Raw genomic sequence first — 25,220 nt, 5'->3', positions numbered from 1 at the left:
ACTGCACTTTGTGAACTGGCCATAAATATCGGCGCAAGAGGCGAATAATCACGCTGCTTCTTGCACTCGCTTCAGGCCTCATGTCACCTGCGCTTGTTACAATCTTGAGCCTTCCAGTGTGGCAAGAGCCCCGTAGGACGGCCTCGCGTCCTGATGAATTGCGATGGTCAGGGGCGGCAGTTTGCCGCGAGTCCTCTGTCCAGGCCGCTTTTGGCGGCGTTCGCGACTATAGCAGCAATGATTAAGTGCTTCAATTCCATAAAAAATTGTTATCATTCCCGGCATGACGACTACCACCCCCCCGACCCCCAGCGTCCAGCTGCTTGAGGTCTCGCCGGAATATGCCGGCCAACGCATCGACAATTTTCTTCTGGCCAGGCTCAAGGGCGTGCCCAAGACCTTGATTTATCGCATTTTGCGTAAAGGCGAAGTGCGGGTGAACAAGGGCCGGATCAAGCCTGAGTACAAGCTGCAGGCGGGCGATATCGTCCGCGTGCCGCCTGTGCGCGTGCCCGAGCGTGACGAGCCCGTGCCGCTGGCCCAGGGCCTGTTGCAGCGCCTTGAAGCCTCGATTGTCTTTGAAGACAACAAGCTGATCGTGATCAACAAACCGTGCGGCATTGCGGTGCACGGTGGCAGTGGTCTGAATTTCGGGGTGATCGAAGCCTTTCGTCAGTTGCGTCCAGATGCCAAGGAGCTGGAGCTGGTCCATCGCCTGGACCGCGACACTTCCGGGCTGTTGATGATCGCCAAGAAGCGCAGCATGTTGCGCCACCTGCATACCGCCCTGCGCGGCGATGGCGTGGACAAGCGCTATATGGCCCTGGTGCGTGGCAATTGGGCGTCCTCGATCAAGAGCGTGCGGGCGCCGTTGCAGAAGAGCAACCTGCGCTCCGGCGAGCGTATGGTCGAGGTGGACGAGGAGGGCAAGGAGGCGCTGACCCTGTTCAAGGTGCTGCGGCGCTTCGGTGACTTCGCGACCATGGTCGAGGCCAAGCCGGTGACCGGGCGTACTCACCAGATTCGCGTGCATACCCTGCATGCCGGCCATTGTATTGCGGGCGATACCAAGTACGGCGACGAGGGGTTTTCCAAGGAAATTCGTGACCTTGGCGGCAAACGCCTGTTCCTGCATGCCTATATGCTGACGGTGCCGTTGCCCGATGGTGGCGAATTGAAATTGCAGGCCCCTGTGGATGAGATGTGGGCCAAGACCGTGGAGCGCCTGAGTGTCGCGCCCTGACTACAAGCTGCTGATCTTTGACTGGGATGGCACCCTGTGCGATTCCATTGGTCGGATTGTCGAGTCGATGCACGTGGCCTCGACCCGCTCCGGCTTCGAGCTGTGCAGTGACCTGGCGGTCAAGGGCATCATTGGCCTGGGGTTGCCCGAGGCTATCCGCACCCTGTACCCGCAGATTGCTGACAACGAGCTAGTGGCGTTTCGCGAACATTACGCCGAGCACTACATTGCCCTGGAGTCCGAACCGTCCCCCTTGTTCGAGGGGGTGGTGCCGTCCCTGGCGGCCTTGCGCGAGCAGGGCTATTACCTGGCCGTGGCGACCGGCAAGGCGCGGCGCGGCCTGGACCGGGTGCTCAAGGCCAATGGCTGGGAAGACTATTTCGATATCACCCGCGCCGCTGATGAAACCGCGAGCAAGCCCCATCCATTGATGCTGGAGCAGATCATGGCCCATTGCGGCGTGTCGACCCGTGAGTCGTTGATGGTCGGGGATGCTTCGTTCGATCTGCTGATGGCGCGCAATGCTGGTATGGACAGTGTGGCTGTCAGCTATGGCGCCCAGTCCCCCGAAGCCTTGCAGGCCTACGAGCCGCGCTTGACGATTGACCGGTTTTCGCAATTGCACGCCTGGCTCAACCAGGCCCATTAAGTTTTTGCTGGGGTAGATGGCATGACCGATGAGTGGAAAGCACCGACCAAGGCCGGTGCCGACAATGGCGATGATAAAAGCTGGAAATTGCTGGAAAAGACCCTGCTGGCGGGTGTCCAGGAACAGCGTCGCGCCCGGCGTTGGGGGATTTTCTTCAAGCTCCTGACCTTTACCTACCTGATTGGCATGCTGGTGCTGTTCAGTCCGTTGGTGGATATGGAGAAGAGTGCTGTGCGCAGTGCCAACTACACCGCGCTGATCGAGGTGCGTGGGGTGATTGCCGACAAGGAGTCTGCCAGTGCCGACAATATCGTCAGCAGCCTGCGCACCGCCTTCGAGGACCCCAAGGTCAAGGGTGTGGTGCTGCGCATCAACAGCCCTGGCGGCAGCCCGGTACAGTCGGGTTATGTCTATGACGAAATCCGCCGCCTGCGCGCCCTGTATCCGCAAACCAAGGTATATGCGGTGATTTCTGACCTGGGTGCTTCGGGCGCCTATTACATCGCCAGTGCCGCCGACCAGATCTACGCCGACAAGGCCAGCCTGGTGGGTTCCATTGGCGTGACGGCGGCCGGCTATGGGTTTGTCGGGGCCATGGAGAAGCTGGGGGTTGAGCGGCGTACCTACACCTCGGGCGAGCACAAGTCATTCCTCGATCCGTTCCAGCCGCAAAAGGCGGATGAAACCCAGTTCTGGCAGGGCGTGCTCGACACCACCCATCGCCAGTTCATTGCCAGCGTCAAGCAGGGGCGTGGTGAGCGGCTCAAGGACAAGGAACACCCAGAGCTGTTCTCTGGCCTGATCTGGTCCGGCGAGCAGGCGCTGCCGCTGGGCTTGATCGATGGCCTGGGCAGTGCCAGCTCGGTGGCGCGGGATGTGGTCGGCGAGAAGGAGCTGGTGGACTTTACCGTCCAGGAGTCGCCGTTCGATCGCTTCTCCAAGAAGCTGGGGGCCAGTGTTGCGGAGAAATTGGCGCTGTATATGGGCTTCCAGGGGCCGGCCTTGCGCTGATCTCGCGATCGGCATAACTAAAAAATGTGGGAGCGGGCTTGCCCGCGATTGCGGTGGGTCAGCCAGCCAATGGGTTACTGATAGGCTGCCATCGCGGGCAAGCCCGCTCCCACATTGGGTTTTTGGGGTTCTTAGGGGATTTGCACGCCTTCGGCCAGCAACATATCCACCAGTCGGATCAGCGGTAGGCCGACGAGGCTGGTGGCGTCCGGGCCTGCGGTGCTCTGAAACAAGCTTACCCCCAGGCCCTCGGCCTTGAAGCTGCCAGCGCAGTCGTAGGGCTGCTCGATCCGCAGGTAGCGCTCGATCTGTGCCGGCTCCAGTTGGCGCATCGTGACCGTGAAGGGCACGCAGTCCACTTGGCAATGCCCGGTGTCGCTATTGAGCAGGGCCAGGCCGGTGAGGAAGCTGACCTGTCGGCCGCTGGCCGCGAGCAATTGCTCGCGGGCCTTTTCAAAGGTGTGGGGTTTGCCGATGATCTGGCCGTCGAGCGTCGCCACCTGGTCCGAACCGATGATCAGGTGCCCTGAATGGCTGCCGGCCAGGGCGCGTGCCTTCTCTTCGGCCAGGCGCTTGACCAGGTTGACTGCGGACTCATTTATGCGATGGCTTTCGTCGATATCCGGAGAGCTGCAGATGAACGGCAGGTGCAGGCGACTCAGCAGTTCCCGGCGATAAACCGAGCTGGATGCGAGTAATAAAGGCAACATGGGGCTCTCCTCAAGGCAGTCGCGGATTCTAGCGAGCGGACAGTCTGGCGCACAGGGCTGAATTTCCTTTGACATGGGCGGGTGCATCCCTATAATGCTGCGCCTATGTTGAATGACCCGATTCCACCTCACGTTGACCCGCGCAAATTGGCTGATCGTGGCACCACCCTCCAAGGTGAAGTGTTGCTGGCCGATTTGGAGAGACTCTGCGACCCGCTTTCCGACACTGTCGGTACGGTGCAGGCTAAATTCGTTTTTGAACGAGATGAACGTAAATCTGTGGTGATCCACAGCTTTATTGACACCGAGGTCAAAATGGTTTGCCAGCGTTGTCTTGAGCTGGTCACCCTGCCGATCCACAGCGAATGCAGTTATGCTGTGGTGAAAGAGGGTGCGAATACCCAGTCGTTGCCGAAAGGTTATGACGTGCTGGAACTGGGCGAAGATCCTTTGGATCTGCATGCACTGATCGAGGAGGAGCTTCTGCTCGCCTTGCCCATTGTGCCTGCTCATCATCCGGAAGAATGCCAGCAGCCGGCGGGGCTCGATGACGAGTCCGAACCGAGCGAGGACGAGGTAACGCGGTCCAACCCGTTCAGTGTATTGGCGCAGTTAAAGCGTGACCCAAACGTTTAGGAGTTAATCAATTATGGCTGTTCAGCAGAACAAAAAATCCCGCTCTGCCCGTGACATGCGTCGTTCGCACGATGCCCTGACGGCAAGCACTCTGTCTGTAGAAAAAACCACCGGTGAAATTCACCTGCGTCACCACGTATCGCCAGAAGGCGTATACCGTGGCCGTAAAGTGATCGACAAGGGCGCTGACGAGTAATCACTTGTCTGCTCAAGTCATCGCGATTGACGCAATGGGCGGGGACTTCGGTCCCCGCAGCATTGTCCAGGCATGCATTGCCAGCCTGTCTGCTACGCCCTCGTTGCACCTGACCCTCGTCGGTCAACCTTCCCTACTTGAAGAACTGATTGCCAGTCATCCGGCTGTGGATCGCGCGCGCCTGACGATAATGCCGGCCAGCGAAACCATCGGCATGGATGAGAAGCCGGCCCAGGCCCTGCGTGGCAAGCCTGACTCCTCCATGCGCGTGGCCCTTGAGCTGCTGCGTGATGGCAAGGTCCAGGCCTGTGTCAGTGCCGGCAATACCGGGGCCTTGATGGCGTTGTCCCGTCATGTGCTGAAAACCCTGCCGGGCATTGATCGGCCGGCAATGGTCGCGGCGATTCCGACGCAGCGTGGCTACTGCCAGTTGCTGGACCTGGGGGCGAATGTCGATTGCAGTGCCGAGCACCTGTTGCACTTTGCCCTGATGGGCTCGGTCGCGGCCGAGGCGCTGGGCGTGGTGCGCCCGCGGGTGGCGTTGCTGAACATCGGTACCGAGGACATCAAGGGCAACCAGCAGGTCAAGCTGGCCGCCAGCCTGTTGCAGCAGGCGCGGGGCTTGAACTACATCGGGTTTGTGGAAGGCGATGGGCTGTATCGCGGCGAGGCCGATGTGGTGGTTTGTGACGGTTTTGTCGGAAATATCCTGCTTAAATCCAGCGAAGGCCTGGCCACAATGATTTCTGCGCGGATCGAGGCGTTGTTCAGGCGCAACCTGGCTTCACGGCTGGTGGGGGCCCTGGCGCTGCCGCTGATGCGGCGGCTGCAGGCGGACCTGGCTCCGGCGCGGCATAACGGCGCCAGCTTTCTCGGTTTGCAGGGCATTGTGGTAAAAAGCCACGGTTCGGCGGGTGTCCAGGGCTTTCAGAGTGCCATTGCGCGCGCAATGATCGAGATCCAGGAGAACCTGCCGCAACGCTTGCATGGCCGTCTTGAGGATCTGTTGCCTTAGGCGAATCGGGCCGGGAATGCTTAAATGTGACCGGTCAGTTCAATTGACCATCCAATCTGTCAGTTTCTTGCGCTCCCAGCTGTGGGGCGTCAATTCACCGACGACCAGATCATTAGGGGCTTGTTACATGTCTACATCCCTCGCATTCGTCTTTCCAGGGCAGGGTTCGCAGTCCCTCGGCATGTTGGCCGAGCTGGGCGCGCAATACCCACAGGTTTTGGAAACATTCAAGGAAGCGTCCGCGGCCTTGGGCTACGATCTCTGGGCATTGACCCAGGACGGGCCGGAAGAACTGCTCAACCAAACCGATAAAACCCAGCCGGCCATCCTGACCGCTTCGATCGCGCTGTGGCGCGTCTGGCTGGCCGAAGGCGGCGCACGCCCGGCGTTTGTCGCCGGTCACAGCCTGGGCGAGTACAGCGCCCTGGTCGCGGCAGGCAGCCTGACACTCGCCGAGGCCGTCAAGCTGGTAGAGCGTCGTGGCCAATTGATGCAAGAGGCTGTTCCCGCTGGGCAGGGCGGCATGGCCGCTATCCTGGGCCTGGACGACGCCGTGGTGATCCAGGCCTGTGCCGAAGCGGCCCAGGGCGAAGTGGTCAGCGCCGTGAACTTCAACTCCCCTGGCCAGGTGGTCATCGCCGGTGCCAAGGCCGCAGTGGAGCGTGCCATCGAAGGCTGCAAGGCCCGTGGTGCCAAGCGTGCCTTGCCGTTGCCGGTCAGCGTGCCGTCCCATTGCGAGTTGATGCGCCCGGCGGCCGAGCGTTTTGCCGAGTCCATCGCCGCCGTCAACTGGCAGGTACCGCAGATCCCGTTGGTGCAAAATGTCAGCGCCGACGTGGCGCCGGACCTGGAAACCCTCAAGCGCGACCTGCTGGAGCAACTGTACAAGCCGGTGCGCTGGGTTGAATCAGTCCAGACCCTGGCCGCCAAGGGCGCTACCCAGCTGGTTGAGTGTGGTCCGGGTAAAGTCCTGGCCGGTCTCAACAAACGCTGCGCCGAAGGCGTGTCGACGTCCAATCTCAATACCCCGGATGGCTTCACCGCCGCCCGCGCCGCACTGGCCTGAACTTAAGGAGAAGCCTGCATGAGTCTGCAAGGTAAAGTTGCACTGGTCACTGGCGCAAGCCGTGGCATTGGCCAGGCGATTGCCCTGGAACTGGGTCGTCAGGGCGCGGTAGTGATCGGTACTGCCACCTCTGCCTCGGGCGCCGAGCGCATTGCTGCGACCCTCAAGGAAAACGGCGTGCAGGGCACCGGCCTGGAGCTCAACGTGACCAGCGATGAGTCCGTGGCGGCCGTACTGGCCCAGATCACCGCACAGTTTGGCACCCCGGCCATTCTGGTGAACAACGCCGGTATTACCCGCGACAACCTGATGATGCGCATGAAAGACGACGAGTGGTACGACGTGGTCGATACCAACTTGAACAGTCTGTTTCGCCTGTCCAAGGGGGTTTTGCGCGGCATGACCAAGGCGCGTTGGGGCCGAATTATCAATATTGGCTCCGTAGTGGGTGCCATGGGCAACGCAGGCCAAGTAAACTACGCCTCTGCCAAGGCCGGCCTGGAAGGTTTCAGCCGTGCCCTGGCGCGTGAAGTCGGCTCGCGGTCGATTACGGTCAACTCGGTGGCTCCAGGGTTTATCGATACCGATATGACTCGCGAATTGCCCGAAGCGCAACGTGAAGCGTTGCTGACGCAAATTCCGCTGGGCCGTCTGGGCCAGGCCCAAGAGATCGCCAATGTGGTCTCTTTCCTGGCGTCTGACGGTGCGGCATACGTGACTGGGGCTACAATCCCGGTCAACGGCGGGATGTACATGAGTTAAATTGTGACGGATCGCTTCAAAAAAATGTCATACGAGCGGTCTAAAATCCGTTATAAAGCTGCAATCTATTTATAGACAGGTGGTTGGTAGGGTACGCGGGTGAAGCTTTCAGTTGAAAAGCTGAAAAGCCTTTCTATACACTTACCCACTGGCCAGCTGCCTGAATTTGTCCATTAGGAGTGAAAACAAGGTATGAGCACCATCGAAGAGCGCGTCAAGAAAATCGTTGCCGAGCAACTGGGCGTTAAAGAAGACGAAGTGAAAAACACTTCTTCCTTCGTTGAAGACCTGGGTGCCGACTCCCTTGACACCGTTGAGCTGGTGATGGCTCTGGAAGAGGAATTCGAGACCGAAATCCCGGACGAAGAAGCTGAAAAAATCACTACTGTTCAAGCTGCTATCGACTACGTTACTAGCCACCAGGCGTAATAGTTTGTAATCGTCGCTTGCTGTTATGGAAAAACCGCACTGCTATTACGGCGTGCGGTTTTTTCTTTAGCTCTGATGAAAAATGAGCTCTGAAGCAAAGTGTCGTCATTAGAAAAAGGAGAGTGCTGTGTCGCGTAGACGCGTCGTAGTCACCGGTATGGGTATGTTGTCGCCACTGGGTACGGATGTGCCGAGCAGTTGGCAGGGCATTCTGGCTGGCCACAGTGGTATTGGTCTGATTGAGCATACGGACCTTTCTGCCTATTCCACCCGTTTTGGCGGCTCGGTAAAGGGCTTCAATGTCGAGGAATATCTCTCGATCAAGGAATCCCGCAAACTCGACCTGTTCATTCAATACGGCCTGGCAGCCGGTTTTCAGGCAGTGCGTAATGCCGGCCTGGAAGTCACCGATGCCAACCGTGATCGCATCGGCGTGGCCATGGGCTCGGGTATTGGCGGTTTGACCAATATCGAAGAAACCAGCCGCACGCTGCACGAATCCGGCCCCCGTCGAATTTCACCGTTCTTCGTCCCGGGCTCGATCATCAATATGATTTCCGGTTTCCTGTCCATCCACCTGGGTGCCCAGGGGCCTAACTACGCCATTTCCACGGCGTGCACCACGGGCACTCACTGCATCGGCATGGCGGCGCGCAATATCGCCTATGACGAGGCGGACGTGATGATTGCCGGTGGCGCCGAAATGGCTGCCTGCGGCCTGGGCATGGGCGGCTTCGGCGCGTCCCGTGCGCTGTCCACGCGCAATGACGAGCCGACTCGTGCCAGCCGTCCGTGGGACAAGGGCCGTGATGGCTTTGTATTGTCCGACGGTGCCGGTGCCCTGGTTCTCGAAGAGCTGGAACACGCCAAGGCCCGTGGCGCGACGATCTATGCCGAGCTGATCGGCTTTGGCATGAGTGGCGATGCCTACCACATGACCTCGCCCCCCGCCGACGGCGCGGGCGCTGCGCGATGCATCAGCAATGCCCTGCGCGATGCGAAGATCAATGTCGACCAGGTGCAGTACATCAACGCCCACGGCACCTCGACGCCGACTGGCGACCTGGCGGAAGCCCAGGCCATCAAGTCGGTATTCGGCGAGCACGCCTACAAGCTGGCGGTCAGCTCCACCAAGTCCATGACCGGTCACCTGCTGGGTGCAGCCGGTGCGGTCGAAGCGATTTTCAGCGTGCTGGCGATCAAGGACCAGGTCGCGCCGCCGACCATCAACCTGGATGAGCCGGATGAAGGCTGTGACCTGAACTTCGTGCCTCACGAGCCGCAGAAGATGCCGATCGACGTGGTGCTGTCCAACTCGTTCGGCTTTGGTGGTACCAACGGTTCCCTGGTGTTCCGCCGGTTCGCCGAGTGATGCACAGCTGGGTCGACGGTTTGCCAGCGGACGCCGTGCCGCTGAAAGATCGCGGCCTGGCCTACGGCGATGGTTTGTTTGAAACCATCGCGGTCAGGGCCGGGCAGCCCGTGCTGCTTGACCGCCACCTGCAACGCCTCGACCAGGGTTGCAGGCGCCTGGCGCTTACCGTGGACCCGGCACTGATCCGCAGCGAGTTGCTGGCCTATGCCGCTGCCCTCGGTGACGGTGTTCTCAAGTTGATCCTCACCCGTGGCGACAGCCTGCGCGGTTATGGCGCCCAGGCCGGCAGCCCCGTGCGGCGTATTCTGCAAGGCAGCTCGCCTGCCACCTATCCCCAGGCCCATGGTTTATCAGGTGTACGCCTGTTTCCCTGTGCCACGCGTTTGTCCGAGCAACCGGTGCTCGCCGGTCTCAAGCACCTCAACCGCCTTGAGCAAGTCATCGCCCGCGCCGAGTGGCAAGATGCCGATCACGCCGAAGGATTGATGCTGGATATGTCCGGGCGTGTCATCGAAGGCGTGTTCAGCAACCTGTTCCTGGTGCATGACGGCCAACTGCTGACGGCTGACCTGGGCCGCTGTGGCGTGGCCGGCGTCATGCGGGCCGAGCTGTTGGCCAGGGCCGAGGCGTTGGGCATTGTCACGGTTGTCGGCGATATCAGCCTGGCGCAGTTGCAACAGGCTGACGAGGTGTTTGTCTGCAATAGCGTATATGGCATTTGGCCGGTGCTTGGATGTGGGCCAATGAGCTGGTCGGCCGGGCCGCTCACCCGTAAACTGCAAGGCATTGTTCGCGCGCTATTGGGTGTTTGATTTGAGACGTAAAATTTTATTGCTGCTGGCGACCGGTCTGGTCCTGGCGGGTTTGCTGCTGGGCTTTTCGGCCTGGAAGCTGGACTCGGCCTTGAAGCAGCCGCTGAACCTGGCCCAGGAGCAATTGCTCGATGTAGCGGCCGGCGCGACCCCGACAGGCACCTTCAATCGCCTGGAAGCTGACGGCGTGCTTGAAGATGCTTTCTGGTTGCGCCTCTACTGGCGCTTCAACCTTGAAGGCCAACCGCTGCACAGTGGCGAATACCGCATGACGCCAGGCCTGACGGCCCAGGGCCTGATCGGCCTGTGGCAGCGCGGCGACGTGGTGCAGTACAGCCTGACCCTGGTAGAGGGCTGGAACTTTCGCCAGGTCCGCAGCGCCTTGGCCAAGCATGAAAAGATCGAGCAGACCCTGGCGGGCTTGAGTGATCCCGAGGTGATGGCAAAAATCGGCCATCCTGACGTGTTCCCCGAAGGGCGGTTCTTCCCCGACACCTACCGTTTTGTGCGCGGCATGACCGATGTCGAGTTCCTGAAGAAAGCCTACAACCGCCTGGACGATGTACTGGCCCAGGAGTGGAGCCGACGCGCCCCGGAGGCGCCCTATACCGATGCCTACCAGGCGCTGATCATGGCGTCGCTGGTGGAGAAGGAAACCGGCGTGCCTGAAGAGCGTGGGCAGATTGCCGGGGTGTTTGTGCGGCGCCTGAAGATCGGCATGCTGCTGCAAACCGATCCCACCGTGATCTACGGCATGGGCGAGCGCTACAACGGCAAGTTGACGCGCGCGCACCTCAAGGAAGCCACGCCCTATAACACCTACATGATCAGCGGCTTGCCGCCGACGCCGATTGCCATGGTCGGCCGCGAGGCGATCCATGCCGCGTTGAACCCGGTGCCGGGCAGCAGCCTGTATTTCGTGGCCCGGGGCGATGGCAGCCATATTTTCTCCGATAGCCTGGAGGCCCATAATGCCGCCGTGCGCGAGTACCAGCTCAAGCGCCGCGCCGACTATCGCTCCAGCCCCGCGCCGGCTGCGCCCGCGACCGTTGAGCCGGTCGCGCCCGACGCTGCGCCCGCGCAAGGCCCGCAATGACTCTGACTAAGGACTGCCTGTGACTGGCTTGTTTATTACCCTGGAAGGCCCGGAAGGCGCCGGCAAGAGTACCAACCGCGAATACCTGGCCGAACGCTTGCGTGCTGAAGGGATCGAGGTGCTGCTGACCCGGGAGCCTGGCGGTACGCCCCTGGCCGAGAAGATCCGCGAGGTACTGCTGGCCACTGGCGATGAGGTCATGCACCCGGACACCGAGCTGTTGCTGGTGTTTGCCGCCCGTGCCCAGCACCTGGCCGGGGTGATACGCCCGGCGCTGGCCCGTGGCGCGGTGGTGATCTGCGACCGCTTCACCGATTCCACCTACGCCTACCAAGGGGCTGGCCGTGGTTTGTCCCTGGCGCGCATCGCGACCCTGGAGAGCTTTGTCCAGGGCGAACTGCGCCCGCACCTGACCCTGGTCTTCGACCTGCCGGTAGAGGTCGGCCTGGCCCGGGCCAGCGCCCGTGGCCGCCTGGACCGCTTCGAGCTGGAAGGCCGGGCCTTTTTTGAAGCGGTGCGCGCCGCTTATCTCCAGCGTGCCCAGGCCGCACCGTCGCGCTACTGCCTGCTGGATGCCGCGCAGCCGCTGGAACAGGTACAGCAGGCCATCGATGCACTGCTGCCCAAGCTGTTGGAGCTTTACCGTGGCTGAAGCCTATCCGTGGCAGGACAGCCTGTGGCAGCAATTGGCCGGGCGTGCCCAGCACGCCCATGCCTACCTGCTCCATGGGCCGGTGGGCATTGGCAAGCGTGCCCTGGCCGAACGCTTGATGGCGCGCCTGCTGTGCCAGCAACCGGCGGGGCTGGAGGCCTGCGGGCACTGCAAGTCGTGCCTGCTGCTCAAGGCCGGCAGCCATCCCGACAATTATGTGCTGGAGCCGGAAGAGGCCGACAAGGCGATCAAGGTCGACCAGGTGCGCGACCTGGTGAGCTTCGTGGTGCAGACCGCGCAGATGGGCGGGCGCAAGGTGGTGTTGATCGAGCCGGTGGAGTCGATGAACATCAACGCCGCCAACGCCTTGCTCAAGAGCCTTGAGGAGCCCTCCGGCGATACGGTGCTGTTGCTGGTCAGTCACCAGTCCAGCCGCCTGCTGCCGACTATCCGCAGCCGCTGTGTGCAACAGGCCTGCCCACTGCCGAGCGAGGCCATGAGCCTGCAGTGGCTGGGTCAGGCCCTGCCGGCGTGCAGTGAGCAGGAGCGGGTCGAGTTGCTGACCCTGGCGGCCGGCTCGCCCTTGGCCGCAGTCAGCCTACAGGCCCAGGGCGTGCGCGAGCAGCGCGCGCTGGTGGTCGACGGGGTGAAGAAGCTGCTCAAGCAGGAGCAGTCAGCCACGCAGTTGGCCGAGGGCTGGAAAGACGTGCCGCTGTTGCTGCTGTTTGACTGGTTCTGCGACTGGTCCAGCCTGATCCTGCGCTACCAACTGACCCAGGACGAAAACGGCCTGGGATTGATGGACATGCGCAAGGTCGTGCAATACCTGGCGCAAAAGAGCGCCCAGGACAAGGTATTGAACATCCAGGACTGGATCCTCGCCCAGCGCCAGAAGGTGTTGGGCAAGGCCAACCTGAACCGGGTGCTGTTGCTTGAGGCGCTGCTGGTGCAGTGGGTCGGGCTGCTCGGCCGACGTTGATATTTTCGGGGCCGACGCAGGTTGCGTGGGCCGGACACTTCCTGTGACGCAAGTTGTAACTTCTTATGCTCGTAGATTCCCATTGCCACCTTGATCGCCTCGACCTCGCCGCCCACAACGGCTCCCTGGATGCCGCCCTCGATGCTGCGCGCCAGCGGGGTGTGGGGCACTTCCTGTGCATTGGCGTCAGCGCCGAGAATGCCGCCCACGTCAAGGCCCTGGCCGAACGCTATGCCGATGTGGATTGCTCGGTGGGCATCCACCCCCTGGACCTCAAGCCTGGCGAAGCCCCGGCCCTTGACTGGTTGCTGGGTGAACTCAATCACCCGCGCGTAGTGGCCATTGGCGAGACAGGCCTGGATTACCACTACGAGCCGGAAGCTGCCGAACTGCAGCAGGCCTCGTTCCGCCTGCACCTGCAAGCGGCGCAGCAGACCGGCAAGCCCGTGATCGTGCATACCCGCGGCGCCCGTGCCGACACCCTGGCCTTGCTGCGCGAAGCGGCGCTGCCCCAGGCGGGTGTGTTGCACTGTTTTACCGAAGACTGGGAAATGGCCAAGGCGGCTCTCGACCTGGGGTTCTATATTTCCCTGTCGGGCATCGTCACCTTCCGCAACGCCGAGGCCCTGCGGGATGTGGCGCGCCAGGTGCCGGCCGACCGCTTGCTGGTGGAGACCGACTCGCCATACCTGGCGCCGATCCCCCACCGTGGCAAGCCGAACCTGCCGGAATATGTGCGGGATGTGGCCGATTACCTGGCGATGCTGCGCGGCGAGTCGGTCGAGGGGTTTGCCGAGCAGACCACCGAGAACTTCAAGCGTCTGTTCCCCCTGGCGCACGTTCGCTGAATTCAAGGCAAAAAAAACCCGGGTTCTGGGGGGTGAATCCGGGCTAAGACCATTAGGAGTAAACAAGGATACACGGTCCGTTGGTACCCATATCGGTGCTTCACTTGGGGGAGATGTCACACCGACAGATGAAGTATTGATCAGTATTGCGTGCAGTCCAGTCGCTTTTGGTCGTTTTTTAAACAGATTTGGAATACGTCCGCTTCGCTTGAGTTCTCATTGAACAGCAATACATTGCGCGGGCCGGTGTTTTATTTCTGACCCATATCGCCTGATTCGTTGGCGCACTGTAAGTTTAGTGTATGGGTTGTTCATATAGACGTTGCCCAACGACCGTCCAGTCGGGATAATCCCGCGCACCGGGTAAAACGTTCCATCATCGGTTCACCCTGTGAGCCCTATGGCGCCAAGCCCTCCCAATCCTGACCTCTGCAGACCTCTTTCTATGCACAAAGAACCCCGTAAGGTCCGTGAGTTTCGCCGCCGTGAGCAGGAAATTCTCGACACCGCGCTCAAATTGTTCCTCGAACAGGGTGAAGACAGCGTCACCGTCGAGATGATTGCGGATGCCGTGGGTATCGGCAAAGGCACGATCTATAAACACTTCAAATCCAAGGCCGAGATCTATCTGCGCCTGATGCTCGACTACGAGCGCGATTTGAACGAGTTGCTGCACTCGGCCGACGTCGACAAGGACAAGGAAGCGCTGTCCCGCGCCTACTTCGAGTTCCGCATGCGTGACCCGCAGCGCTATCGCCTGTTCGACCGCCTCGAAGAAAAAGTGGTCAAGGGCCACCAGGTGCCGGAAATGGTCGAGGAACTGCACAAGATCCGTGCCTCGAACTTCGAGCGCCTGACCCTGCTGATCAAGGGCCGGATCAGCGAAGGCAAGCTGGAAGACGTGCCACCTTATTTTCATTACTGCGCCGCGTGGGCGTTGGTCCATGGCGCCGTGGCGCTGTACCACTCGCCATTTTGGAGCAACGTGCTGGAAGATCAGGAAGGCTTCTTCCAGTTCCTGATGGACATCGGCGTGCGTATGGGCAACAAGCGCAAGCACAGCTCCGACCTGCCGAACCCCGAGACGCCTGCCACCTAAGGCATTCACCCGGACAATGGCCGGCTGATTTACTGCCGTGTGTGCCAACCCAGGAATATACTCAGGCAAGGACCTTGCTAAAATCTGATTTATAAGTCAGGTTTTAGCGCGCCCGAATTATCCGCTGCCGGAGTGATCCATGATCGTTGATCGTCAAGGCAGGCGTTTTCGCAATTTGCGGATCAGCCTGACCTCAGCCTGCAATTACGCCTGTACCTACTGCGTGCCCAATGGCAAGCGGCTGGTGGCTGCGCAGGACGAGCTCTCGGCCGAGGCCATGGCCCGTGGCGTGGCCTACCTGATCGAGGCGGCGGGTATCGATCGCCTGCGCATTACCGGCGGCGAGCCACTGGTCAGCCCCAAGCTCGAAACCTTTATGCAGGCCGTCGGGCAGATGGGCTTGAGCGATATCAGCCTGACCACCAATGGCCAGTTACTGGCGCGCAAGTTGCCATTGCTGGTCGATGCCGGCATTCGCCGGATCAATGTGTCTCTCGACACCCTGGATGCCGACGCCTTTCGCGGGATTGCCCGGGGCGGCGACCTGGCCACGGTCCTCGATGGCATGGACCAGGCGCGTGCGGCGGGGATCAGGATCAAGGTCAATATGGTGCCGTTGCGCGGGCAGAACCTCGACCAGGTGATGCCGCTGCTGGAGTATTGCCTGGCGCGTGGCTATGAATTGCGTTTTATCGAGTTGATGCGCATGGGCCACCTGGCCAGCGACTCCAACGCCTTCCTGCAGCAATTTGTCAGCCTTCAACAACTGTTGAGCCTGATTGGCGAGCATCACGAATACTTGCAGGCCGACGCCCCGGTGGATGCCACGGCCGTGCGTTATGAAATTCCCGGCCAGGGCTTCTTCGGCGTGATCGCCAATGAAAGCGTGCCGTTTTGCCGAACCTGCTCGCGCTTGCGCCTGTCGTCCACGGGTTGGCTGCACGGCTGCCTGTCTTCGAGCAACCGCCACTATGTCGGCGACCTGTTGGACAAGCCGCGACACCAGGCCCTGCCGGCGTTACAGGGCTTGCTGGTCAAGGCCTTGGGTGACAAGCAGGAAGTGGCGTTTTCGGGCGGGGCGACGGTGATGAAGATCATTGGTGGCTAGCCAGGCAAGCTGGCGCAAAATCTGCATCTCGTGCCCATTCGCCGGTTTTCCGTCACCGGCCTCTGGAGGATAGGATGCGTAGTCTGGTTTTGTTGCTGGCGTCGTTTGCGCTGGGTGGCTGCATGACAGTCAGCGATATGGCCGAAGGCACTCGCTATCAGATGAGCGATGCCGGTTTGCTGGACCACAGCGACACCCGCCGTTCCAACTCGGTTCGCATTCAGCCCGACTCCTTTGTGTTTATCGCCCAGGGCGCGTTCACGCCGCCGGGCAGTGCCTACCCGCGGCCCAATGTGGTGGCCGAAGAAGCCTTCAACGGTTTTATCGAATACTTCCCCATGGTGCGCCGCGCCCGCGCCCCGGAAGGTTTGGAGCAGGCCATGGCCGAGGCCCGCGAGGTAGGCGCCCATTACCTGTTGTATACACGGTTTGCCAAGGCGGATGATCGCATCGGCAATGCGGACGAGTGGGCCGACCAGGAAGCCCTCGACCGGCTGGGTGTCGACAGCGGGGTGATCCAAATCATGTTGATCGAGACCAGCACCCAGTATTTGATCGATACTGCACGCATTCGCAGCCGTGGCGGTTTACTGACGTTCCACGACAACAAGCCTGAAGACCTGCTTGGCCCACCGCTGCGCCAGTACGCCCGCAGTCTGTTGGGCATGAGCGACCAGTAATTCAAAGGAGAACAGCATGACGGGTTCGGCCAAGGCCAATGATTTGTTGGCACAATTGCCCAAGGGCAAGGGACCGGCACCGGTTCACCTGTGGAACCCGGATTTCTGTGGCGATATCGACATGCGTATCGCCCGGGATGGCACCTGGTATTACCTGGGCACCCCCATCGGGCGCAAACCGATGGTCAAGCTGTTCTCCACTATCATCCGCCGCGATGGCGAGGATTACTTTCTGATCACGCCGGTGGAAAAGGTCGGGATCAAGGTGGATGACGCGCCCTTTGTGGTCGTGTCGCTGGAGGTCGAGGGGCAGGGCGAAAGCCAGCTCCTGCGGTTTACCTCCAATGTCGAAGACCTGATCGAAGCCGGCCCGGCACACCCGCTGCGGGTGCTGATTGATCCGCACACCCAGGAACCTTCGCCCTACGTGCTGGTGCGCCACAACCTGGAGGCGCTGGTCCATCGCAACGTGTTCTACCAGTTGGTGGAGCTGGCGGTGACACGCCTGATCGATGGCCAGCGCTGGCTGGGGGTGTGGAGTGGCGGGGTATTTTTCCCGATTGGCCTGGAACCTGTGGACTGAGCCCGGCTATATCGGTGCGGCATACCTCTTCAGGGGCCGTGGCTCAAGGTTGTTTCGGCGCGCCGGGCAGGTTGTCATCGATGTTGCTTGGGGTGGCGTTCTTGCCCGGGCCGATCTTGCCGTTCTCGACATCGGTGCCCAGGCCCTGGCGGTTGCCGTCATTGCCTTGGGTGCGTGGGTCGGCGCCGTCCTGGATGATGGCTCCGCCATTGGTATCCAGCCCGGTGCCCATGGAGTTCCTGGTTTCTTCGGTCGCAGGGTTGGGTGGGCTGCCAATCGGGTCGGTCTTGCCGGTGGAGTGGTCGGACGCGGCGACGCTGGCCAGGGAAACCGCAGACAGCAGGCCGGCGAGGGCGAGGGCAGTCACTTTGGACGTGTTCATGGTGGAGCCTCCATAGGAATAATGTCCGTACCTTATGTTGGTCAGCCCCGGTTTGTGGTTGGTGCCTTGATCGCGACGAACGGTTTAAACAGGTGTACAGCGCAGTGATGCGCCTGCATAAAACCCTGCAAGCGATCATCAAAGGGCCTTAGTATGTGTCCTTTCTTTTTTAGCCGCAGGCCTGTTGATGACCATCGAGATCCGTCCCGCCGTGCCCAGCGATGCTGCGCAGATCCTGACCTTTATCACTGAGCTGGCCGAGTACGAAAAAGCCCGCCACGAAGTGATCGCCAGCGTGGTGGACATCGAACGCAGCCTGTTCAGCGAGGGCGCTACCGCCCATGGCCTGATCTGCCTGCGCGACGGCTTGCCGATCGGTTTTGCGGTGTTCTTCTTCAGCTATTCCACTTGGCTGGGCAGCAACTGCCTGTACCTGGAAGACTTGTATATCAACCCGCAGCAGCGCGGCGGCGGGGCGGGCAAGAAGTTGCTGCGCCACCTGGCGAAGATCGCCTGCGACAATGGCTGTGGGCGCTTTGAATGGAGCGTGCTGGACTGGAACGAACCGGCTATTGCCTTCTACAAATCCATCGGTGCCCAGCCCCAGGAAGAATGGGTGCGCTATCGCATGGAAGGCGACGCGTTGCGCGACTTCGCCCAGGGTTGAGATCGGTCCTGCCTTGAGGCCCGGCATTTGCCATAATGGCCGCCGCTTTCGTATTTCTAGATAGGTCCTACATGCAGGAAAACCCAGCAGTCATCGCCAAAGATCCCGCACCCACGGGCACCCAGACCCTGCTGCGCGGCCTGGGCGTGGTGCAGGCGGTGGCGGCCGGCGCGCGGGACCTCAAGGAGATTGCCCGGCGCATCGGCACCACCCGCAGCACCACGCACCGCCTGGCCAGTTGCCTGGTGGAGGAGCGCTACCTGCGGGTGGTGCCGCAAGTCGGCTACCTGTTGGGCCCCAAGTTGATCGAGCTGGGTTTCCAGGCCCGGGAAGAACTGCCGCTGGTGACGCTGGCGACGCCCTATCTGGATGAGCTGTCGGCGCAGACCGGCGACACCATCCACCTGGCGATCCGCGAATATGATGAGGTGCTGTACCTGCACAAGAACCCTGGGCGCAATGGCCCGGAAATGCGCTCGCGGGTCGGTCACCGCATGCCCCTGGCGCGCACCGGGATCGGCAAGGCCTTGTTGCTCGATGACACGCGCGAGGAATGGCAGCGCCTGTACCAGGCCAGCTTGCCGGTAGGCGGGAAAAACCTGCACTGGCCGCAGCACCCGGAACAATCCTGGGAGCAGTTCGAGCAGCGTATGAAAGAGTATGTGGCGGGCGGCTATGCCTTCGACCTGGAAGACAACGAACCGTCGATCCGCTGTGTGGCCGCACCGGTGCGCGATGCCAGCCGGCGGATTGTCGCCGGCATCAGCATCGCCAGTACGGTGCCCTACATGCCGCTGGAAAAAATGGCCGAGCTGATCCCCCTGGTCAAGCAGGTCGCAGCACGGCTGTCCGCGGAGTTGGGTGCCAAGGCCTGATCAGGCCTTCAAGGTGGCCATGTCGATCACGAAGCGGTACTTCACGTCGCCGGCAATCATGCGCGCATAGGCTTCGTTGATCTGGCGGATATCGAGCATTTCAATGTCGCAGGTGATGCCGTGCTCGGCGCAGAAATCCAGGACTTCCTGGGTTTCGGCAATACCGCCGATCAGCGAGCCGGCCAGGACTTTACGACCCAGTACCAGCTTGGCGGCATTGACCGGCGGGTCGACCGGCTCGATCAAACCCACCAGGATGTGCACGCCATCAAAGCGCAGGACATCGAGGTAGGGGTTCAGGTCGTGCTGCACCGGGATGGTGTCCAGCAGGAAGTCGAAACTGCCGGCGGCGGCCTGCATCTGCTCGGCATCGGTGGACACGATCACATGGTTGGCACCCTGGCGTCGGCCTTCTTCTGCCTTGCTCGCCGAGCGGGTAAACAGCGTCACTTCGGCACCCATGGCCTTGGCGAACTTGATGCCCATATGGCCCAGCCCGCCCATGCCGAGAACCCCCACCTTGTCGCCGGCCTTGACCCCGTAGTGCTTGAGCGGCGAGTAGGTAGTGATGCCCGCGCAGAGGAGCGGTGCGGCGCTGGCCAGGTCGAGCCTGGCCGGAATCCTCATCACGAAGTGTTCGCTGACCACGATACTGTCGGAGTAGCCGCCCATGGTGTTGCTGCCGTCCACGCGATCCGGGGTGGCGTAGGTCATGGTCGGGCCTTCGAGGCAGTATTGCTCCAGGTCCGATGTGCATGCTTGGCAGTGGCGGCACGAATCCACCATGCAGCCCACACCGACCAGGTCGCCCACCTTATGGGCGGTGACGCTGGCGCCGACGGCGGTGACCTTGCCGACAATCTCGTGGCCTGGCATCAGCGGGTATACGGCGATGCCCCATTCGTTGCGCGCCTGGTGGATGTCGGAGTGGCAGACGCCGCAGTACAGGATTTCGATCGCCACGTCATCGGCTCGCGGGCTACGGCGCTCGAAGGACATGGGGGCGAGGGGGCTGGTGGCCGACTGGGCGGCGTAACCGATGGCGGTGTACATGGTAAAAACCTCGCAAAGCGTGGACGGGAGAGGTGGCGAATTCTGCGCGTCGACCCTGCGGGCGAACATGGCAAATGCTCCGAGTCTTATGCCTATTCGTCCGGGAGTGCTCGTGGATTGGATTCATAGGTCGCTAGACCTGCGATGATGTTTCTATCCCTTTTTCGCGAAGTTTTTTGCCATGTTGTTGACCCGCCATCTCGATGCCAACGCTGCGCTGGTTTCCTTGATTGAGGGGCTTACGCCCTGCGACGGTTTTTCCCCGACCCACCTGGCGGGCGTGCAGGTGCTGCGCGCCAGTTGCGACGTGGCGCGCGGGCCGCAGATCTATGAGCCGAGCCTGATGTTCGTGGCCCAGGGCAGCAAGGTGGCCTACCTGGGGCCGCGTACCCTGGAATACGGCGCCGGGCATTACCTGATCCAGGCGATGCCGGTGCCATTCGAGTGCGAGACGTTTGCCATGGCCGCCGATGCCCCGCTGTATGGCGTTACCGTAGGTATTGATCGGGTGGTGCTGGGTGAATTGGTGATGGCCATGGGCATGCAGGTCGGCCCGCCGCCGGCGGCGCAGACCCTGGAGTCGATGAGCTCGGTGGTGCTCGATGACGCGATGCGTGGTTGCGTCGAGCGACTGTTGCAGTGTCTGCACGATCCACTGGAAGCCCGGATCATGGGGCCGGCGCGGGTGCGGGAACTGTTGTTCACCGCTTTGCGCGGGCCACAGGCCGATGTGCTGCGCGCCCTGGTGGAACAGCAGGGGCAGTTCTCGCGGATTGCCACCTCATTGAACCACCTGCATGCCCATTACGCCGACCCCCTGAACATCGAGACCCTTGCCGGTTATGCGCATATGAGTGCGTCGACATTCCATGAACACTTCAAGCGCTGCACCTTGCTGTCGCCGGTGCAGTACCTCAAGCGCTTGCGTCTGCTCAAGGCCCAGCAGTTGTTGTTGGTCGAAGGCATGGGGGTGGCGCAGGCGGCGCATAGCGTGGGGTATCAGAGTACGTCGCAGTTCAGTCGGGAATATAAGCGCTATTTCCTGCGCAACCCGGGTGAAGAACGAGCGGCCTAGATGATCGTTCCCACGCTCTGCGTGGGAACGCCGCCCTGGACGCTCTGCGTCCGCTCTTGAGCTGGTGACGCAGAGCGTCATTGGATGCATTCCCACGCAGAGCGTGGGAACGATCAAGGCCCCCATTTGGGAGCCTCGATTAGCTTACATATTCGGGTAAGTCGGCCCACCCGCGCCTTCCGGCGTCACCCAGGTGATGTTCTGCGCAGGGTCCTTAATGTCACAGGTCTTGCAGTGCACACAGTTCTGGGCGTTGATCTGGAAGCGTTTCTCGCCGTCTTCCTGGGTGATCACTTCATACACGCCCGCCGGGCAGTAGCGTTGCGCCGGTTCATCGTAGAGCGGCAGGTTGGTGCTGATCGGGATGCTCGGGTCCTTGAGCTTCAGGTGGCACGGCTGTTCTTCTTCATGGTTGGTGCTGGAGAGGAACACCGAGCTCAACTTGTCGAAGCTCAGCTTGCCATCGGGTTTGGGGTAGTCGATCTTCTGGCTGTCCTTGGCCAGCTTGAGGCAGGCGTAGTCCGGCTTGGTGTCGTGCAGGGTAAACGGCATTTTGCCGCCGAGGATGTTCTGGTCGAACCAGTTGAAGCCGGCACCGATGATCGGGCCGAACTTGTGCATCGCCGGGCCGAAGTTACGGGTGGCAAACAGTTCTTCGTAGAGCCAGCTGGCTTTGAAGCTGTCGACGTAGGCCGTCAGTTCATCGCCGCCTTCGGACTCGGCGAACAGGCGATCAGCCACCGCATCTGCAGCGAGCATGCCGGACTTCATGGCGGTGTGGCTGCCCTTGATCTTGGCCACGTTCATGGTGCCCAGGTCGCAACCGATCAGGGCGCCGCCCTTGAAGACCATCTTCGGCAGCGAGTTGATGCCGCCCTTGGCCAGGGCGCGGGCGCCGTAGCTGATGCGCTTGCCGCCTTCCAGGTACTGGGCCAGCACCGGGTGATGCTTGAGACGCTGGAACTCATCGAACGGCGACAGGAAGGTGTTGCTGTAGGACAGGTCGACGATCAGGCCGACGACCACCTGGTTGTTTTCCAGGTGATAGAGGAACGAGCCACCGGTGTTCTCGTTGCGCATTATGTCCAGCGGCCAGCCGGCGGTGTGGACCACCAGGCCTGGCTGGTGCTTGGCCGGGTCGATTTCCCAGATTTCCTTGAGGCCGATGCCGTAGTGCTGCACGTCGGCGTCGCTGTCCAGGTTGAAGCGCTGGATCAGTTGCTTGCCCAGGTGCCCACGGCAGCCTTCGGCGAACAGCGTGTACTTGCCGCGCAGTTCCATGCCGGGGGTGTACAGGCCTTCCTTGGGGTGGCCTTCACGGTCGACGCCGAGGTCGCCGGTGATGATCCCGCGCACTACGCCGTTTTCGTCGAACAGTACTTCCTGGGCCGCGAAGCCTGGGTAGATTTCCACGCCCAGGTTCTCGGCCTGCTGGGCCAGCCAGCGGCACAGGTTACCCAGGGAGATGATGTAGTTGCCTTCGTTGTGCATGGTTTTGGGCACAAAGAAATCAGGCACCTTGGTGGAGGTGTCGCTGCTGCGCAGTACATAGATGTCGTCGCGCACCACCGGGGTGTTGAGTGGGGCACCCAGTTCCTTCCAGTCCGGGAACAATTCGTTCAGGGCGCGTGGTTCAAACACCGCACCGGACAGGATGTGTGCACCGACTTCCGAGCCTTTTTCGACCACGCAGACGCTGATTTCCTTACCGGCTTCGGCGGCCTTCTGCTTCAGTCGGCAGGCGGCAGACAGGCCCGACGGCCCTGCGCCGACGATGACCACGTCGAATTCCATGTATTCGCGTTCCACAGGCTATCTCCTACTCAAGGCTCAACAGTTTTTTTTCTAATGGGTGGAGGTTCGGTGTTTTATCTGTCGTCTTCTGCGCTAATTTCTTACAAAAGGGCAGGGGACAACCCACCTTTCTCTCTAGGTGGCGCATTATATCTACACCACTCTCAGCGTCCAATACAAACGTTTGTTTGAATTGCCCGCAAGCTAGATAAATCAAAGCAACGCGGCTTATATCTGACTATTTTGCTGTATTGACCGGAAAAGGCGTTCCGGTCAATATACGGTCGGTTTTGCGCTTCCCGTAGGCGTACTGCCGGTTTCAAGGCCACGTCCAAAGACAAGGCACTGCTCAATACAGGTTGACGCGCACGTAATGCTGGCGCGCAGTTTACACGTTGCGACGATGAATGACTTGTCGGTCACCCCTGACGAACGGTCTTTATTATTGAGTACGTGCAACGTTATCTGTCATGACGGCCTGCGTTTTTAGAGGTGCCCTTGTGCGCCGTTGAGCATCTACCGCCAGGTTTATCCGGGCGGCTTTCTTTTCACCGGAGAGTAACGAGGAATCCATGAAGGTTCTTGTAGCTGTCAAACGCGTTGTCGATTACAACGTGAAAGTTCGCGTCAAGGCGGACAATTCCGGCGTCGATCTGGCTAACGTCAAAATGTCGATGAACCCCTTCTGCGAAATCGCCGTGGAAGAAGCCGTACGCCTGAAAGAAAAGGGCATCGTGACTGAAATCGTCGTCGTTTCCGTAGGGCCATCCACTGCTCAAGAGCAGCTGCGTACCGCCCTGGCGCTGGGTGCCGACCGCGCCGTGCTCGTCGAATCCGCTGAAGAACTGACCTCGCTGGCCGTGGCCAAGCTGCTCAAGGCCGTTGTCGACAAGGAGCAGCCACAACTGGTGATCCTCGGTAAACAGGCGATCGACAGCGACAACAACCAGACTGGCCAGATGCTGGCTGCACTGACCGGTTACGGCCAGGGCACCTTTGCCTCGAAAGTCGAAGTGTCTGGCGACAGCGTTGCCGTGACCCGCGAAATCGATGGCGGCGCGCAGACCGTTTCCCTGAAACTGCCGGCCATTGTCACCACCGACCTGCGTTTGAACGAGCCGCGTTATGCGTCCCTGCCAAACATCATGAAAGCCAAGAAGAAGCCGCTTGAAGTGCTGACTCCAGAAGCTTTGGGCGTTTCCACCGCCTCCACCAACAAGACTGTCAAAGTCGAAGCGCCAGCTGCACGCAGCGCGGGGATCAAGGTCAAGTCGGTGGCTGAACTGGTCGAGAAACTGAAAAACGAAGCGAAGGTGATCTGATCATGACTATCCTCGTAATCGCCGAACACGATAACAAGGTGCTGGCCCCGGCCACACTGAACACCGTTGCTGCTGCTGCGAAAATCGGTGGTGATATCCACGTACTGGTAGCAGGTCAGGGCGCTGGCGCCGTGGCTGAAGCCGCCGCGAAAATCGCTGGCGTGAGCAAAGTACTGGCCGCCGACAACGCTGCCTACGCGCATCAACTGCCGGAAAACGTAGCGCCGCTGGTTGCAGAGCTTGGCGCTGGCTACAGCCATATCCTGGCTGCTGCCACCTCCAACGGCAAAAACATCCTGCCGCGCGTTGCTGCGCAGTTGGACGTTGACCAGATCTCCGAGATCGTTTCGGTGGAAAGCGCCGACACCTTCAAGCGCCCGATCTACGCTGGTAACGCCATTGCTACCGTGCAATCCACTGCCGCGGTCAAAGTGATCACCGTGCGTGCCACCGGTTTCGACCCGGTTGCCGCCGAGGGTGGTTCGGCTGCGGTTGAAGCCGTTGCAGCTGTGCACAATCCTGGCACTTCCAGCTTTGTTGGCGAAGAGCTGGCCAAGTCGGACCGTCCAGAGCTGACCGCGGCCAAGATCGTCGTTTCCGGCGGGCGTGGCATGCAGAACGGTGACAACTTCAAGCACCTGTACGCCCTGGCCGACAAGCTGGGCGCGGCGGTCGGCGCTTCGCGCGCGGCGGTCGACGCAGGTTTCGTACCCAACGATATGCAGGTCGGCCAGACCGGCAAGATCGTTGCGCCACAGCTGTACATCGCCGTCGGTATCTCCGGCGCGATCCAGCACTTGGCCGGTATGAAAGACTCCAAGGTGATCGTTGCGATCAACAAGGACGAAGAAGCGCCGATCTTCCAGGTGGCCGATTACGGCCTGGTGGCGGACTTGTTTGAAGCCGTACCGGAGCTTTCGAAGCTGGTCTAAACCAGCGGCTTCACTTATAAAGAGCCCGGTCTTATGACCGGGCTTTTTTTTGGTGCGCCAGGCATGGCGCGTTGCGCGCAAGCGCAACCAGCTTGGCTGTGGTGGCCACGCTGGTGACTGGGAGGTGAAAGTCCTCTACACACCCGGCAAGGGGAAGTGTTAGCCAGAGGC

The 25,220-nt window shown here is 60.9% G+C and carries 28 protein-coding genes; 24 read left to right on the top strand and 4 right to left on the bottom strand.

The features are described 5' to 3' along the window. Nucleotides 1-283: 283 nt before the first annotated feature. From rluC to BLL38_RS20865, 3 genes are read left to right on the top strand one after another with little or no spacing between them, the layout of a single operon-like run. On the top strand, nucleotides 284-1,243 hold the full coding sequence (gene rluC, locus BLL38_RS20875) for a 23S rRNA pseudouridine(955/2504/2580) synthase RluC (RefSeq protein WP_005790558.1): 960 nt from the start codon (nucleotides 284-286) through the stop codon (nucleotides 1,241-1,243). Next, on the top strand, nucleotides 1,230-1,892 hold the full coding sequence (locus tag BLL38_RS20870; RefSeq protein WP_076964153.1) for an HAD-IA family hydrolase: 663 nt from the start codon (nucleotides 1,230-1,232) through the stop codon (nucleotides 1,890-1,892). Before rluC ends, BLL38_RS20870 begins: the two co-directional genes overlap by 14 nt. Nucleotides 1,893-1,913: 21 nt before the next feature. After that, entirely contained in the window at nucleotides 1,914-2,903 is a 990-nt protein-coding gene (locus BLL38_RS20865; RefSeq protein WP_076964152.1) for a S49 family peptidase, read from the top strand. Between the two features lie 131 nt (nucleotides 2,904-3,034). Here BLL38_RS20865 and BLL38_RS20860 read toward each other — a convergent pair whose 3' ends face one another. Next, on the bottom strand, nucleotides 3,035-3,613 hold the full coding sequence (locus BLL38_RS20860) for a Maf family protein (RefSeq protein WP_076964151.1): 579 nt from the start codon (nucleotides 3,611-3,613) through the stop codon (nucleotides 3,035-3,037). 105 nt (nucleotides 3,614-3,718) lie between these two features. On the opposite strand from BLL38_RS20860, the gene BLL38_RS20855 reads away from it, so the two are divergent. The 16 genes from BLL38_RS20855 to BLL38_RS20780 all read left to right on the top strand — a co-directional run bounded on the left by BLL38_RS20855 (nucleotide 3,719) and on the right by BLL38_RS20780 (nucleotide 16,949). Further along, nucleotides 3,719-4,249 (top strand): YceD family protein, encoded by a 531-nt coding sequence (locus tag BLL38_RS20855; RefSeq protein WP_057960396.1) that lies wholly within the window; start codon nucleotides 3,719-3,721, stop codon nucleotides 4,247-4,249. A 13-nt stretch (nucleotides 4,250-4,262) separates the two neighbouring features. Beyond that, entirely contained in the window at nucleotides 4,263-4,445 is a 183-nt protein-coding gene (gene rpmF, locus BLL38_RS20850; protein WP_008152339.1) for a 50S ribosomal protein L32, read from the top strand. 4 nt (nucleotides 4,446-4,449) lie between these two features. Next, on the top strand, nucleotides 4,450-5,460 hold the full coding sequence (plsX, locus tag BLL38_RS20845) for a phosphate acyltransferase PlsX (protein ID WP_076964150.1): 1,011 nt from the start codon (nucleotides 4,450-4,452) through the stop codon (nucleotides 5,458-5,460). Nucleotides 5,461-5,587: 127 nt separating this feature from the next. Continuing rightward, nucleotides 5,588-6,526, top strand: a complete 939-nt coding sequence (fabD, locus tag BLL38_RS20840; RefSeq protein ID WP_076964149.1) for an ACP S-malonyltransferase — start codon at nucleotides 5,588-5,590, stop codon at nucleotides 6,524-6,526. A gap of 18 nt (nucleotides 6,527-6,544) precedes the next feature. Then, a complete protein-coding gene (gene fabG, locus BLL38_RS20835; RefSeq protein ID WP_029299688.1) occupies nucleotides 6,545-7,288 on the top strand; it encodes a 3-oxoacyl-ACP reductase FabG in 744 nt (247 codons plus the stop codon). A gap of 192 nt (nucleotides 7,289-7,480) precedes the next feature. Next, nucleotides 7,481-7,717 carry an acyl carrier protein gene (gene acpP, locus BLL38_RS20830; RefSeq protein WP_076964148.1) on the top strand — a complete coding sequence of 79 codons (237 nt, stop codon included), beginning with the start codon at nucleotides 7,481-7,483 and terminating at the stop codon, nucleotides 7,715-7,717. A gap of 127 nt (nucleotides 7,718-7,844) precedes the next feature. Then, entirely contained in the window at nucleotides 7,845-9,089 is a 1,245-nt protein-coding gene (fabF, locus tag BLL38_RS20825) for a beta-ketoacyl-ACP synthase II (protein ID WP_076964147.1), read from the top strand. After that, the gene (pabC, locus tag BLL38_RS20820) at nucleotides 9,089-9,904 is read left to right on the top strand and encodes an aminodeoxychorismate lyase (protein WP_076964146.1); all 816 of its coding nucleotides are present in this window, start codon (nucleotides 9,089-9,091) and stop codon (nucleotides 9,902-9,904) included. Before fabF ends, pabC begins: the two co-directional genes overlap by 1 nt. 1 nt (nucleotide 9,905) lies before the next feature. Continuing rightward, entirely contained in the window at nucleotides 9,906-11,000 is a 1,095-nt protein-coding gene (gene mltG, locus BLL38_RS20815; RefSeq protein ID WP_076964186.1) for an endolytic transglycosylase MltG, read from the top strand. Nucleotides 11,001-11,019: 19 nt separating this feature from the next. Continuing rightward, nucleotides 11,020-11,652 carry a dTMP kinase gene (tmk, locus tag BLL38_RS20810; protein WP_076964145.1) on the top strand — a complete coding sequence of 211 codons (633 nt, stop codon included), beginning with the start codon at nucleotides 11,020-11,022 and terminating at the stop codon, nucleotides 11,650-11,652. Then, nucleotides 11,645-12,631, top strand: coding sequence for a DNA polymerase III subunit delta' (locus BLL38_RS20805; RefSeq protein WP_076964144.1), 987 nt, complete (start codon nucleotides 11,645-11,647; stop codon nucleotides 12,629-12,631). The genes tmk and BLL38_RS20805 overlap by 8 nt, the downstream gene beginning before the upstream one ends. Before the next feature lie 65 nt (nucleotides 12,632-12,696). Further along, the gene (locus BLL38_RS20800) at nucleotides 12,697-13,479 is read left to right on the top strand and encodes a TatD family hydrolase (RefSeq protein ID WP_076964143.1); all 783 of its coding nucleotides are present in this window, start codon (nucleotides 12,697-12,699) and stop codon (nucleotides 13,477-13,479) included. Nucleotides 13,480-13,924: 445 nt separating this feature from the next. Next, entirely contained in the window at nucleotides 13,925-14,578 is a 654-nt protein-coding gene (locus BLL38_RS20795; RefSeq protein WP_076964142.1) for a TetR/AcrR family transcriptional regulator, read from the top strand. A 139-nt stretch (nucleotides 14,579-14,717) separates the two neighbouring features. Continuing rightward, nucleotides 14,718-15,686: a GTP 3',8-cyclase MoaA gene (locus BLL38_RS20790; RefSeq protein WP_076964141.1), complete on the top strand. Its 969-nt coding sequence runs from the start codon at nucleotides 14,718-14,720 to the stop codon at nucleotides 15,684-15,686. Nucleotides 15,687-15,760: 74 nt separating this feature from the next. Beyond that, a complete protein-coding gene (locus BLL38_RS20785; RefSeq protein WP_038442470.1) occupies nucleotides 15,761-16,366 on the top strand; it encodes a DUF4823 domain-containing protein in 606 nt (201 codons plus the stop codon). A 16-nt stretch (nucleotides 16,367-16,382) separates the two neighbouring features. Beyond that, nucleotides 16,383-16,949, top strand: coding sequence for a DUF1285 domain-containing protein (locus BLL38_RS20780; protein ID WP_076964140.1), 567 nt, complete (start codon nucleotides 16,383-16,385; stop codon nucleotides 16,947-16,949). Between the two features lie 43 nt (nucleotides 16,950-16,992). Here BLL38_RS20780 and BLL38_RS20775 read toward each other — a convergent pair whose 3' ends face one another. Further along, nucleotides 16,993-17,331 (bottom strand): hypothetical protein, encoded by a 339-nt coding sequence (locus BLL38_RS20775; protein ID WP_076964139.1) that lies wholly within the window; start codon nucleotides 17,329-17,331, stop codon nucleotides 16,993-16,995. 187 nt (nucleotides 17,332-17,518) lie between these two features. Here BLL38_RS20775 and BLL38_RS20770 point away from each other — a divergent pair, with 187 nt between their 5' ends. Both BLL38_RS20770 and BLL38_RS20765 read left to right on the top strand, forming a co-directional pair. Further along, nucleotides 17,519-17,998: a GNAT family N-acetyltransferase gene (locus BLL38_RS20770; RefSeq protein ID WP_076964138.1), complete on the top strand. Its 480-nt coding sequence runs from the start codon at nucleotides 17,519-17,521 to the stop codon at nucleotides 17,996-17,998. A gap of 71 nt (nucleotides 17,999-18,069) precedes the next feature. Continuing rightward, nucleotides 18,070-18,873, top strand: coding sequence for an IclR family transcriptional regulator (locus BLL38_RS20765; protein WP_076964137.1), 804 nt, complete (start codon nucleotides 18,070-18,072; stop codon nucleotides 18,871-18,873). On the opposite strand, the gene BLL38_RS20760 is transcribed toward BLL38_RS20765, so the two are convergent. After that, the gene (locus BLL38_RS20760) at nucleotides 18,874-19,926 is read right to left on the bottom strand and encodes an NAD(P)-dependent alcohol dehydrogenase (protein WP_076964136.1); all 1,053 of its coding nucleotides are present in this window, start codon (nucleotides 19,924-19,926) and stop codon (nucleotides 18,874-18,876) included. It lies immediately after the preceding gene. A gap of 181 nt (nucleotides 19,927-20,107) precedes the next feature. Here BLL38_RS20760 and BLL38_RS20755 point away from each other — a divergent pair, with 181 nt between their 5' ends. Further along, nucleotides 20,108-21,001, top strand: a complete 894-nt coding sequence (locus BLL38_RS20755; protein WP_076964135.1) for an AraC family transcriptional regulator — start codon at nucleotides 20,108-20,110, stop codon at nucleotides 20,999-21,001. 144 nt (nucleotides 21,002-21,145) lie between these two features. Here BLL38_RS20755 and BLL38_RS20750 read toward each other — a convergent pair whose 3' ends face one another. Further along, nucleotides 21,146-22,810: an electron transfer flavoprotein-ubiquinone oxidoreductase gene (locus BLL38_RS20750; RefSeq protein ID WP_076964134.1), complete on the bottom strand. Its 1,665-nt coding sequence runs from the start codon at nucleotides 22,808-22,810 to the stop codon at nucleotides 21,146-21,148. 557 nt (nucleotides 22,811-23,367) lie between these two features. Between BLL38_RS20750 and BLL38_RS20745 the strand changes: the two genes are divergently transcribed. Next, nucleotides 23,368-24,117 (top strand): electron transfer flavoprotein subunit beta/FixA family protein, encoded by a 750-nt coding sequence (locus BLL38_RS20745; RefSeq protein WP_076964133.1) that lies wholly within the window; start codon nucleotides 23,368-23,370, stop codon nucleotides 24,115-24,117. 2 nt (nucleotides 24,118-24,119) lie between these two features. Continuing rightward, nucleotides 24,120-25,049 carry an electron transfer flavoprotein subunit alpha/FixB family protein gene (locus BLL38_RS20740; RefSeq protein WP_076964132.1) on the top strand — a complete coding sequence of 310 codons (930 nt, stop codon included), beginning with the start codon at nucleotides 24,120-24,122 and terminating at the stop codon, nucleotides 25,047-25,049. The last annotated feature ends 171 nt before the right edge of the window (nucleotides 25,050-25,220 follow it).

Origin of the sequence: Pseudomonas gessardii (assembly GCF_001983165.1) — a bacterium.
GTDB classification, from domain to species: domain Bacteria; phylum Pseudomonadota; class Gammaproteobacteria; order Pseudomonadales; family Pseudomonadaceae; genus Aquipseudomonas; species Aquipseudomonas gessardii.
Note: the sequence above shows the minus strand (reverse complement) of the source record. Positions and strands in the feature narration are given on the sequence as shown.

Excerpts from the sequence above, each read along its gene's own strand:
- rluC (WP_005790558.1), top strand. The coding sequence starts at position 284 with ATGACGACTACCACCCCCCCGACCCCCAGCGTCCAGCTGCTTGAGGTC.
- BLL38_RS20865 (WP_076964152.1), top strand. The coding sequence starts at position 1,914 with ATGACCGATGAGTGGAAAGCACCGACCAAGGCCGGTGCCGACAATGGC.
- BLL38_RS20860 (WP_076964151.1), bottom strand. The coding sequence starts at position 3,613 with ATGTTGCCTTTATTACTCGCATCCAGCTCGGTTTATCGCCGGGAACTG.
- BLL38_RS20855 (WP_057960396.1), top strand. The coding sequence starts at position 3,719 with ATGTTGAATGACCCGATTCCACCTCACGTTGACCCGCGCAAATTGGCT.
- rpmF (WP_008152339.1), top strand. The coding sequence starts at position 4,263 with ATGGCTGTTCAGCAGAACAAAAAATCCCGCTCTGCCCGTGACATGCGT.
- fabD (WP_076964149.1), top strand. The coding sequence starts at position 5,588 with ATGTCTACATCCCTCGCATTCGTCTTTCCAGGGCAGGGTTCGCAGTCC.
- fabG (WP_029299688.1), top strand. The coding sequence starts at position 6,545 with ATGAGTCTGCAAGGTAAAGTTGCACTGGTCACTGGCGCAAGCCGTGGC.
- acpP (WP_076964148.1), top strand. The coding sequence starts at position 7,481 with ATGAGCACCATCGAAGAGCGCGTCAAGAAAATCGTTGCCGAGCAACTG.
- pabC (WP_076964146.1), top strand. The coding sequence starts at position 9,089 with ATGCACAGCTGGGTCGACGGTTTGCCAGCGGACGCCGTGCCGCTGAAA.
- BLL38_RS20800 (WP_076964143.1), top strand. The coding sequence starts at position 12,697 with ATGCTCGTAGATTCCCATTGCCACCTTGATCGCCTCGACCTCGCCGCC.
- BLL38_RS20795 (WP_076964142.1), top strand. The coding sequence starts at position 13,925 with ATGCACAAAGAACCCCGTAAGGTCCGTGAGTTTCGCCGCCGTGAGCAG.
- BLL38_RS20790 (WP_076964141.1), top strand. The coding sequence starts at position 14,718 with ATGATCGTTGATCGTCAAGGCAGGCGTTTTCGCAATTTGCGGATCAGC.
- BLL38_RS20785 (WP_038442470.1), top strand. The coding sequence starts at position 15,761 with ATGCGTAGTCTGGTTTTGTTGCTGGCGTCGTTTGCGCTGGGTGGCTGC.
- BLL38_RS20780 (WP_076964140.1), top strand. The coding sequence starts at position 16,383 with ATGACGGGTTCGGCCAAGGCCAATGATTTGTTGGCACAATTGCCCAAG.
- BLL38_RS20775 (WP_076964139.1), bottom strand. The coding sequence starts at position 17,331 with ATGAACACGTCCAAAGTGACTGCCCTCGCCCTCGCCGGCCTGCTGTCT.
- BLL38_RS20770 (WP_076964138.1), top strand. The coding sequence starts at position 17,519 with ATGACCATCGAGATCCGTCCCGCCGTGCCCAGCGATGCTGCGCAGATC.
- BLL38_RS20765 (WP_076964137.1), top strand. The coding sequence starts at position 18,070 with ATGCAGGAAAACCCAGCAGTCATCGCCAAAGATCCCGCACCCACGGGC.
- BLL38_RS20760 (WP_076964136.1), bottom strand. The coding sequence starts at position 19,926 with ATGTACACCGCCATCGGTTACGCCGCCCAGTCGGCCACCAGCCCCCTC.
- BLL38_RS20755 (WP_076964135.1), top strand. The coding sequence starts at position 20,108 with ATGTTGTTGACCCGCCATCTCGATGCCAACGCTGCGCTGGTTTCCTTG.
- BLL38_RS20745 (WP_076964133.1), top strand. The coding sequence starts at position 23,368 with ATGAAGGTTCTTGTAGCTGTCAAACGCGTTGTCGATTACAACGTGAAA.
- BLL38_RS20740 (WP_076964132.1), top strand. The coding sequence starts at position 24,120 with ATGACTATCCTCGTAATCGCCGAACACGATAACAAGGTGCTGGCCCCG.